At 38.8% G+C, this 8,773-nt stretch carries 10 protein-coding genes; 8 read left to right on the top strand and 2 right to left on the bottom strand.

Annotated features, from left to right (window positions below; genetic code table 11):
- From RBR61_RS03655 to RBR61_RS03635, 5 genes are all read left to right on the top strand, one after another.
- The coding region (locus tag RBR61_RS03655) for an N-6 DNA methylase (protein ID WP_320342154.1) at positions 1-1,897 on the top strand (1,897 nt) is incomplete at its 5' end.
- A 1-nt stretch (position 1,898) separates the two neighbouring features.
- A complete protein-coding gene (locus RBR61_RS03650) occupies positions 1,899-2,162 on the top strand; it encodes a hypothetical protein (protein ID WP_320342153.1) in 264 nt (87 codons plus the stop codon).
- An 85-nt stretch (positions 2,163-2,247) separates the two neighbouring features.
- Positions 2,248-2,451: a hypothetical protein gene (locus RBR61_RS03645; protein WP_320342152.1), complete on the top strand. Its 204-nt coding sequence runs from the start codon at positions 2,248-2,250 to the stop codon at positions 2,449-2,451.
- Positions 2,439-2,810, top strand: coding sequence for a type II toxin-antitoxin system VapC family toxin (locus RBR61_RS03640; protein WP_320342151.1), 372 nt, complete (start codon positions 2,439-2,441; stop codon positions 2,808-2,810). Before RBR61_RS03645 ends, RBR61_RS03640 begins: the two co-directional genes overlap by 13 nt.
- 244 nt (positions 2,811-3,054) lie before the next feature.
- On the top strand, positions 3,055-4,326 hold the full coding sequence (locus RBR61_RS03635; protein ID WP_320342150.1) for an MFS transporter: 1,272 nt from the start codon (positions 3,055-3,057) through the stop codon (positions 4,324-4,326).
- On the opposite strand, the gene RBR61_RS03630 is transcribed toward RBR61_RS03635, so the two are convergent.
- The gene (locus RBR61_RS03630) at positions 4,307-5,521 is read right to left on the bottom strand and encodes a 1-acyl-sn-glycerol-3-phosphate acyltransferase (protein ID WP_320342149.1); all 1,215 of its coding nucleotides are present in this window, start codon (positions 5,519-5,521) and stop codon (positions 4,307-4,309) included. The two genes, RBR61_RS03635 and RBR61_RS03630, sit on opposite strands and share 20 nt — an antisense overlap.
- Before the next feature lie 112 nt (positions 5,522-5,633).
- Between RBR61_RS03630 and pgsA the strand changes: the two genes are divergently transcribed.
- Genes pgsA through RBR61_RS03615 form a run of 3 tightly spaced genes read left to right on the top strand, consistent with a single transcriptional unit; the run spans position 5,634 to position 7,926 of the window.
- Positions 5,634-6,185 carry a CDP-diacylglycerol--glycerol-3-phosphate 3-phosphatidyltransferase gene (gene pgsA, locus RBR61_RS03625; RefSeq protein WP_137013155.1) on the top strand — a complete coding sequence of 184 codons (552 nt, stop codon included), beginning with the start codon at positions 5,634-5,636 and terminating at the stop codon, positions 6,183-6,185.
- Entirely contained in the window at positions 6,185-7,237 is a 1,053-nt protein-coding gene (gene rseP, locus RBR61_RS03620; RefSeq protein WP_320342148.1) for an RIP metalloprotease RseP, read from the top strand. The genes pgsA and rseP overlap by 1 nt, the downstream gene beginning before the upstream one ends.
- Before the next feature lie 14 nt (positions 7,238-7,251).
- Positions 7,252-7,926, top strand: coding sequence for a YggS family pyridoxal phosphate-dependent enzyme (locus RBR61_RS03615; RefSeq protein WP_320342160.1), 675 nt, complete (start codon positions 7,252-7,254; stop codon positions 7,924-7,926).
- Between the two features lie 30 nt (positions 7,927-7,956).
- On the opposite strand, the gene RBR61_RS03610 is transcribed toward RBR61_RS03615, so the two are convergent.
- Positions 7,957-8,715 carry a carbonic anhydrase family protein gene (locus tag RBR61_RS03610; RefSeq protein WP_320342147.1) on the bottom strand — a complete coding sequence of 253 codons (759 nt, stop codon included), beginning with the start codon at positions 8,713-8,715 and terminating at the stop codon, positions 7,957-7,959.
- Positions 8,716-8,773 lie beyond the last annotated feature (58 nt).

The raw sequence follows: 8,773 nt of genomic DNA, 5'->3' as shown, positions 1-8,773 counted from the left end.
ATCTTTGACGGATTTGGAGGAGCTTCAGGCAAACATAGAGCATACCGACTTTGACAAGAAAAAATCCAAACGCAAAAAAGACGGCGTATTTTACACTCCTGAGTACATAACCCGCTATATAGTCGATAACACTCTGGGCAGGCTCTGCCATGAGAAGAAAGAGGAGCTGCAAATTAGCGGAGAGATTTTAACTCCATCAAATACGAAAAAACTCAAAAAAGCAGAACAGACACATAAACAAAATATCCTTACCTACCGCGAATGGCTCACAAACCTAAAGATACTAGACCCCGCATGCGGAAGCGGCGCATTTCTAAACCAAGCGTTAGAGTTTCTCATAAAGGAACACACTCTCGTGCGAGATATGCTTCTGCCTTTTGAGGACTTGACTTTGGGATACGAGATAGAAAAAGAGATACTAGAACACAACCTCTACGGCGTGGACATCAACGAAGATGCAGTTGAGATAGCAAAACTCTCTTTGTGGCTTAGAACGGCTCACAAGGGAAGAGAGCTTACGAGTTTGGCGGAAAAGATAGTTTGCGCAAATTCACTTTTAAATATGCCTTTTGATGAGGGAAGTTTTGATGTTGTGATTGGTAATCCGCCGTATGTTAGGCACGAAATGATAAAAGAATTTAAGCCTGAATTGGCTAAAAAATATAAGGTTTATGCTGGAACAGCTGATATATTTGTATATTTTTATGAACTTGGATACAAAATGTTAAATCCAAATGGATTCAAAGGATTTATTTGTTCAAATAAATTTTTTACTGCTAATTATGGGAAAGAGCTAAGAAGCTTTATTTTAAATAATATGAGCATAAAAGCCATAGCAGATTTTAACGGTGTCAAAATATTTGAAGATGCAACTGTTGATAGTGCCATCACGATATTTAAAAAGCAAATTCCAAGCAAAAATCATCAATTTAAAGTAGTAGATAGCAAGCTTGAAAATTATAGTTTAATGAATCAATCAGATTTATTAAACTATAAATTTAGCTTTTCAAATCCAAAAGAGCTTAATATTTTACAAAAGATAGAATCTGTTGGAACAAAACTTAAAGAATGGAATATCAATATATATCGTGGAATCCAAACTGGTAACAATGATGTTTTTATCATTGATGAATTACTAAAAAATAAATTTATTGATGAAGATAAAAAATCAGCTGATGTTATAAAGCCAATCCTGCAAGGGAAAGATATTAGTAGATATTCTTATGAACATAAAAATAAATATCTTTTATATATTACAGATGAAACAAATATTGAAGATTATAAGCCTATATATGAGTATTTAAAATCTAATAAATATTTACTTGACACAAAGGTAGAAGTAAAGCAAGGAAAAATGCTTTGGTATGTGCTTTATCGCCCAGCAAAAAAACATATTGCTGAATTTGAAAAAGAAAAAATAGTAATTAAGGCAATAGGAAAAAATTTAGCATTTTCTATCGCTGAAAAAGGAATATATATCAGCGCGCCGTCATCTTTTATGACATCAACTTATAATAAATATATAATTGCTATTTTATCAAGTAATTTAATCAAATATTTTATTTATAAAAATTCTGATAAAACTGGAGCAGGGGATATTATGCTTAATGTTCAATCTTTTGAACAGATACCAATTCCACAAAAAACAGAAGAAGAACAACAACCATTTATAAAACTTGTAGATGAGATTTTGGAGGCAAAACAAAAAATCAAAGAGTATAAAGTGTTGCTTGATGTTGCCGTCAAAACCGATAATTTCGATAGAGAAATTAAACTAAAAAAAGAGATAAAATCTTTAGAAAATAGAACCAAAGAGTGCGAAAAAACCATAGACGCAATGGTCTATAAACTCTACGATTTAACAGATGATGAGATTAAGATTGTGGAGGGGGTTTAAAATGAATATAGAAAATTATAGTGAAAAAATAAAAAAACATTTACCATTAATACTTTTAGTGCCAACCATACTTGGTGGTTTATGGCAAATTATAGAATTATCAAAAATATCAATATCATATATTAGATTTTTTTCACCTACGCAACTGCTTCCAGACGGTTTATTGATCTTATTTGCACTAATTATTCTATATGTTGCTTACGCCTTTATTGATTTCTCGTTCCCATCGTCCTCGATGGGAATGCATACTGTAACAACAGCCTGACATATACACTCCCACGCAGGAGTATTGGAGCGAGAGTTGTTTGACTTTATGATATAATCTCAAATTATTGATGCAAGGAAAAACGATGCAAATATCTTTAAATATCAAAAATGAATCTATTTCACAAAAAGTTTTAGAGTTTCTTTCTTCTTTTAAAAAAGAGGATATTAAAATTGAAACTATAGATGATAAGCCTTTTAAAAAAGAATCTCTCTCCTCTTTTGCAGGTATGTGGAAAGACAGGGACATAACTATAGAGACTCTTCGAGAAGCTGCGTGGAAAAAATAGTCTTAGATACAAATATTTTGATTGAAATACTCAAAGGCAATCAAGATATTGTTCAAAAATTAGAAGAATCAGGCTTTAGTTATGCCATAAGCTCAATTAGTGCGATGGAGCTTTACTACGGTGCAATCAACAAAGCAGAACTTTTTAAACTTCAAAAATTTATATCACTATTTGAAGAGATAGAACTTAACAAGGGTATTTCTAAAGTTGCAACAGAACTTATTTTCGAATATTCAAAAAGCCATAATTTAGATATACCAGATAGTTTGATAGCCGCTACCGCAATCGACAGCAACTTACGACTATACACTCTCAATACAAAAGACTTTAGATATATAGATGGCTTAGAATTGCTATAAAATAACCTAAATACACTCTCTCACGCAGGAGTATTGGAGCAAAAAACTTCCTAAAAAAACATTTCAATCTGTCATATTTTCTTTCTCGTTCCCATCTTCCTCGATGGGAACGCTTACTGTAAAATAACCTGAAATACACACTCCCACGCAGAAGCATGGGAGCGAGCCAAATAATACCCCGCTAAATGGAATGAATCTCCACTTTTGTGGTAAAATTGGTGCGAAATAAAAAGAGGCGGCATCTATGCAGGAGAACAAAAAAACCATCTACTCGTGGGCACTTTACGACTGGGCAAACTCTGCATACGCCACGACCGTTATGGCGGGCTTTTTTCCGCTCTTTTTTAAATCATACTACAGCGCAGATGTAGCGGCTACCACAAGTACCGCCCATCTTGGGTTTGCAAGCTCCATCTCCAGCCTTGTCATCGTGCTGATCGCTCCTCTTTTGGGCTCGATCGCCGATGTTTACTCTCTTAAAAAAAGATACCTTTTCCTCTTCTCATATCTCGGTATCTTGATGAGCGCAATGCTCTCGCTTGTCGGAGCGGGAGAGTGGCAGGCGGCACTTTTTATATATATTCTCGGCAACATCGGCTTTATGGGCTCAAACATATTTTATGACGGTCTTTTGAAATCCGTCTCAACCAAAAAAAGTGTCGATTTTGTCTCGGGACTTGGTTTTTCACTCGGCTATCTAGGCGGAGGAGTGCTCTTTAGCATCAATGTCTGGATGTTTCAGGATTTCGCATTTTTTGGGTTTGAGGATCAAGCCGCTGCCATAAAAGCATCGTTTATAAGCGTCGCGCTCTGGTGGGCGCTCTTCTCCATCCCCCTGCTCCTGTTCGTAAAGGAGGACAAAAACACCAACGCAGCTGCAACGACAAAACTAAAAGACGGATATTTAAGGCTCAAAAAAACCTTCTCAAAAATAAGACAGCTTAGACATCTCTCCCTCTTTTTAGTAGCCTACTGGCTCTACATCGACGGCGTAGATACTATTATCAGAATGGCGGTCGATTACGGAATGGCGCTCGGATTTGACTCTTCAAACCTTATTTTGGCTCTTCTGCTTGTTCAGTTCGTAGGATTTCCCGCGACGCTTCTCTTTACTAAAATATCTGAGATCATGGGCACAAAAGGGGCGATATATCTTGCCATCGCTATCTATCTCTTTATAATTATCTGGGCGGCTCAGATGATGAAGGTTTGGGAATTTTATATGCTCGCAATTATGATAGCTCTTGTTCAAGGCGGTATTCAGGCACTTAGCCGCTCATACTACTCAAGGATGATACCAGAGGGATTTTCAGCGGAGTTTTTCGGTTTTTACAACTTTATAGGAAAATTTGCGGCGATTTTCGGACCTCTTCTTATCGCACTTGTGGCACTACTGTCCGAAAACTCAAGAGTCTCTATCGCCTCTATCTCTATTTTGTTTATTGTAGGTGCGATCCTGCTCTACTTCGTAGATGAGAAAAAGGGAGAAAAAGAGCTCAAAGATGCTCTGACTTAGACTTTTTGAGCTCATTTTTTATAGCTCCTCTTACTCTCTTTACTATCTCGCCATACTCCATAGAGTGCGGCTCTATTGGCTCTAAAAATGTCACTCTTATTTTTCTTGGTCTTGGAATCAGCATCCCAGTTCCAAGCGCCTCGTAGCTGCCATCGATCACAACGGGAACTACGGGGGCATTGAATGTTTTGGATAACATCGCGAAGTATGGCCTGAACTCCAAAAGTTCTCTGTCTCTTGTTCTCGCACCTTCTGGAAAAATAACAAGATTGTTCCCGCTTCTTATAGGAAGTGCGCAGTAGATCATCGTCTCTTTGAGGTTTTCGTTTGCATCTATCAAGATACTCTGTCCATGCTTTGCAACAGGCTTTAAGAGCTTTGTGCCAAAGACTTGTTTATATGCCAGAAAAAAGGTTTTTTTCAGGATCTTATACGAAAGAGAAGACTCTATCAAAAAGCCGTCAAGCATACTCTGGTGAGAAGGCGCTATAATGCACGCCGTTGATGGAATATTCTCTACTCCTCTGACTTCAAGACGAAAATAGAGCCTAAAAAACGGATAAAGAAGAGTCTTGTATATAGACATAATAAAGGGAGAATAGACCAGCTTCTGGCTGCTTTGCTCTCTTAGCAGTTCATCCCACTCCGGTTTTACGACTTCTATCTTTTTTGCATTGTTTTTTACGTAACTGTAGAGCGGCTCCATTTTCATCATTTTTGAGAAGATGGCTTCATCCATTTTTACCCCAAAACTCTCCTCAATAAAGACAAAAAGCTCCACATAGTTAAGCGAGTCGAGTTCAAGATCAAGTTCAAGATGTGAAGTCGGCAATATCTCTTTGTCGGTCATGGTCGCTAAAAATGACTTTAAAACCTTGTAGATTTCATCATTCGGTTCACTCTCTTCCCTTACCTTTTTCTCCTGCGTAATTAACGCCTCAGATATATTTTTTTCAAGCGGAGTGGTGAATATCTTAAACCCGCGTATCTTTTCGCTCTCTTTGGCTTTTATGTTGTAGAGCTCAACGGCGTACCATCGTATCTCCTCTTTTATATTGATGATTTTTGCCTCTTGCAGAGCCTTAAAATCCGGGTAGATAAGTGCGAAAGGGTGATGGTTGTGCTCTATTATTTCGATCTCTTTAATATAGTTTGTAAGCGAGAGAACTCTTTTTTTTATTTTTTCTAAATCCATTTTACAGATACACTCCAGTATTAGCCCTATAATACCCTAGAGATAAAGAGATTGTCAAGCCTAGATTAAGAGCCAAAAGGCTAAAATACGCAATAAATTTATAAGGCTTTTTTTGTTAAATCTACCTAATATTTTGGCATCTTCGCGCATTATTTTAGCTCCTATCATGTTCTGGGTCATCCTTAATCCGGACTACTTTACGGATGCGGGTTTTCACGTAACTTGGAACTACTACTTTGCCTCACTTCTTTTTGTTTTAGCAAGCGTTACGGACTTTTTTGACGGCTATATAGCAAGAGAGTGGAATCAAATGACACTTCTTGGCGCCATCATCGACCCGCTCGCAGACAAGATGCTCACAATTGCCGCATTTATGGGACTTATGATGGTAGGAGAAGCGAGTGCTTGGGCTGTCTACATCATCATCATCCGTGAGCTTTTTATAACAGGTATCCGAACCGTTGCGGTAAGTGAAGGGTTAAGCGTAAAAGCCTCATGGTCTGGTAAAGTAAAGACTGTTGTGCAGATGTTTGCCATCGGATTTTTACTTATGCACTGGCCGCTTGGCACTGAACTTTTATGGCTTGCAGTTGCAGTTACGCTCTACTCGGGCTTTGAGTATCTCTGGGGATTTAGAGCCGCACTTTTGGGAGTTAAGAAGTAATGAGTTTTTTAGTATCTTTAATAGTAATCTCCGCGCTTATCTTTTTTCATGAGCTCGGACACTACTTTGCAGCTCGTGCAATGGGCGTTTATGTAGAGGTTTTCAGTATTGGGTTCGGGCGTAAGATCGCCTCTTTTAAAAGATGGGGAACAGAGTGGAAATTGGCGATAATACCGCTTGGCGGATATGTAAAGATGAAGGGTCAGGATGACTCTGACCCTACAAAAAAGAGCTATGACAGCGACAGCTACAATGTAAAAACGCCTTCGCAAAAGATTTTTATCCTTCTTGCAGGTCCATTGGCGAACTTTGTTTTGGCATTTGTCCTCTATTTCATCATAGCTCTTGGCGGACCAAATGTCCTCTCTCCCGTCATCGGCAATGTCGTAAAAGAGTCTCCTGCGTTTGTTGCAGGTTTGGAGACAAACGACACTATTCGCTCTATTAACGGTAATCCGATCACGACATGGAAAGAGATGGCAGATATCATTGAGACCTCTGAAGGGTCGCTCAGTCTTGAGGTCGAGAGAGACGGATATATCCACTTTATAACTCTAAGCCCAAAAATAACCCAGACTACGAATATGTTTAATGAAGTAATAGAGAAAAAGATGATCGGCATCGGAAGTGCAGGTGTTTCTCATAAGCTCGAACTTGGTGTAGGCGAGACACTCTCCTACGCGACAGAACAGACAGCTTTTGCGTCAACTCTGATATTTACGGGGCTTAAAAAACTCATAGTCGGAGAAGTTCCCGCGAATGAGCTTGGCGGGATAATCTCCATAGTAAAACTGACATCAGACGCAACAGATGCAGGCTGGATGAGCGTGCTCTTTTTTGCGGCACTCATCTCCGTAAACCTGGGGGTTTTAAACCTGCTTCCTATCCCCGCACTTGACGGCGGGCACATAATGTTTAATCTCTATGAGCTTATCTTTAGACGCGAAGTAAACGAGGAGATTATGGTAAAATTAACCATTGCGGGCTGGGTGATACTCTTTTCACTGATGGGGCTTGGACTGTATAACGATATAAATAGACTTGTGGGGTAAAAATGAAAACCGAAATGAATGACGAAGAGTACAAAATATATATTGACGACATAATAAGAAGAGTCGAATTTGCAAGAGTAAGATTTGACGAAAAACATATAGTTAAAATTGTAGCGATCAGCAAATACTCGACCGCTGATGAGATAGCAAAGCTCTACCGAATAGGTCAGCGTGCCTTTGGAGAGAACAAGGTACAGGATTTACGCGCAAAAAGCAGCGAGCTTGAAGATCTGCCGCTTGAGTGGCACTTTGTAGGAAACCTGCAAAAAAACAAGATAAACAACTTGCTCGATATCAACCCTGCTCTTTTTCATGGACTTGATTCGCTAGACCTTGCACATGAGCTGCAAAAGAAGCTTGAAGCAAGAGATATGACGCTTGAAGCGCTTCTTCAGATAAACTCTGCAAAAGAGGAATCCAAACACGGCGTAATGCCCCAAGATGCGGTTGCAATTTACAACCAGATAAAAAAAGAGTGTCCAAATATCCACTTAAGAGGCGTTATGAGCATCGGTGCGCATACCGAAGATAAAGCGGTAATAAAAAAGAGTTTTGAGACAACTTATGACATCTATAAGCAGTTAGATGATGCTACGATCTGTTCTATGGGGATGAGCGGGGATTTTGAGCTGGCTATCGAGTGCGGGTCAAATATGGTTCGTCTCGGCTCAATAATGTTTAATAAGTAACTCTCCCCCTTAAGAGGAGGGTTATCACTTCTACTCTATTACTTTTCTAGCGTTAATAGGCTGGATCGGTCTGTTGTTAGCATGATGGAAAGTATCTAAAAACTCTTTTGTCTGCTCTTTAGAGATAGTCGAGTAGTTTTTAAGAACAAGCCATCTTACACCCTCGCTGCACGGCGGAGTAGTTAATGAACCGTTAAATCTGTAGTAATCTTTATCTTCTGGTAAAAGCGCATTTACTTCATCCGCAGAGATACTTAAAGACTCTTTGCCACCTGCTTTTTTAGGCATTTTAGCCCATACTTTTTTTAGAAACGGATTTTCTGCTCCATCTTCGAACATCAACCCGACAACCGCCAAAGAGCCCTCTTTTGTTGCATGAACAAAGTGACCTTCAAGAGGGAACTCTTTACCGTCTATCTGATTCTCGCTTGGTGTGTGAAAATGGAACTGAATAAGCGGAAACTTGATACTATCTACAGTAATACTGCTTCCCGCATCAAAATTAACCTGAATAGTATGACCGTTGTTTATCACAGATGATATACCTGTCTTATAGTCAAACCCGATCTTCTGCATATTCTCTGCTTCAACTGTTACTTCTGAAGTAATATTGATAGGAGACTGGCTTTTACCGTCTTTACACATACTGTAATCAGCAGAAAGTGTGCCCCAGTTCTCAGGACCTTCGTGTCCGGTATATCCCCAGTGAGTCTTACCTCCTGCACCTAAAAGAGCCGTACTTAGCAGTGCGATCGCTACGCTGCTTGTTAAAATTTTGCCAAATCTCATTTGCAAACCTTTATATAAGAAATTTTTATCTGTGAATTGTATCACAAAATTTATCTTT

This window comes from Sulfurimonas sp. (genome assembly GCF_034005705.1).
Lineage (GTDB): Bacteria > Campylobacterota > Campylobacteria > Campylobacterales > Sulfurimonadaceae > Sulfurimonas.
Note: the sequence above shows the minus strand (reverse complement) of the source record. Positions and strands in the feature narration are given on the sequence as shown.

Excerpts from the sequence above, each read along its gene's own strand:
- RBR61_RS03650 (WP_320342153.1), top strand. The coding sequence starts at position 1,899 with ATGAATATAGAAAATTATAGTGAAAAAATAAAAAAACATTTACCATTA.
- RBR61_RS03645 (WP_320342152.1), top strand. The coding sequence starts at position 2,248 with ATGCAAATATCTTTAAATATCAAAAATGAATCTATTTCACAAAAAGTT.
- RBR61_RS03635 (WP_320342150.1), top strand. The coding sequence starts at position 3,055 with ATGCAGGAGAACAAAAAAACCATCTACTCGTGGGCACTTTACGACTGG.
- RBR61_RS03630 (WP_320342149.1), bottom strand. The coding sequence starts at position 5,521 with ATGGATTTAGAAAAAATAAAAAAAAGAGTTCTCTCGCTTACAAACTAT.
- rseP (WP_320342148.1), top strand. The coding sequence starts at position 6,185 with ATGAGTTTTTTAGTATCTTTAATAGTAATCTCCGCGCTTATCTTTTTT.
- RBR61_RS03615 (WP_320342160.1), top strand. The coding sequence starts at position 7,252 with ATGAATGACGAAGAGTACAAAATATATATTGACGACATAATAAGAAGA.
- RBR61_RS03610 (WP_320342147.1), bottom strand. The coding sequence starts at position 8,715 with ATGAGATTTGGCAAAATTTTAACAAGCAGCGTAGCGATCGCACTGCTA.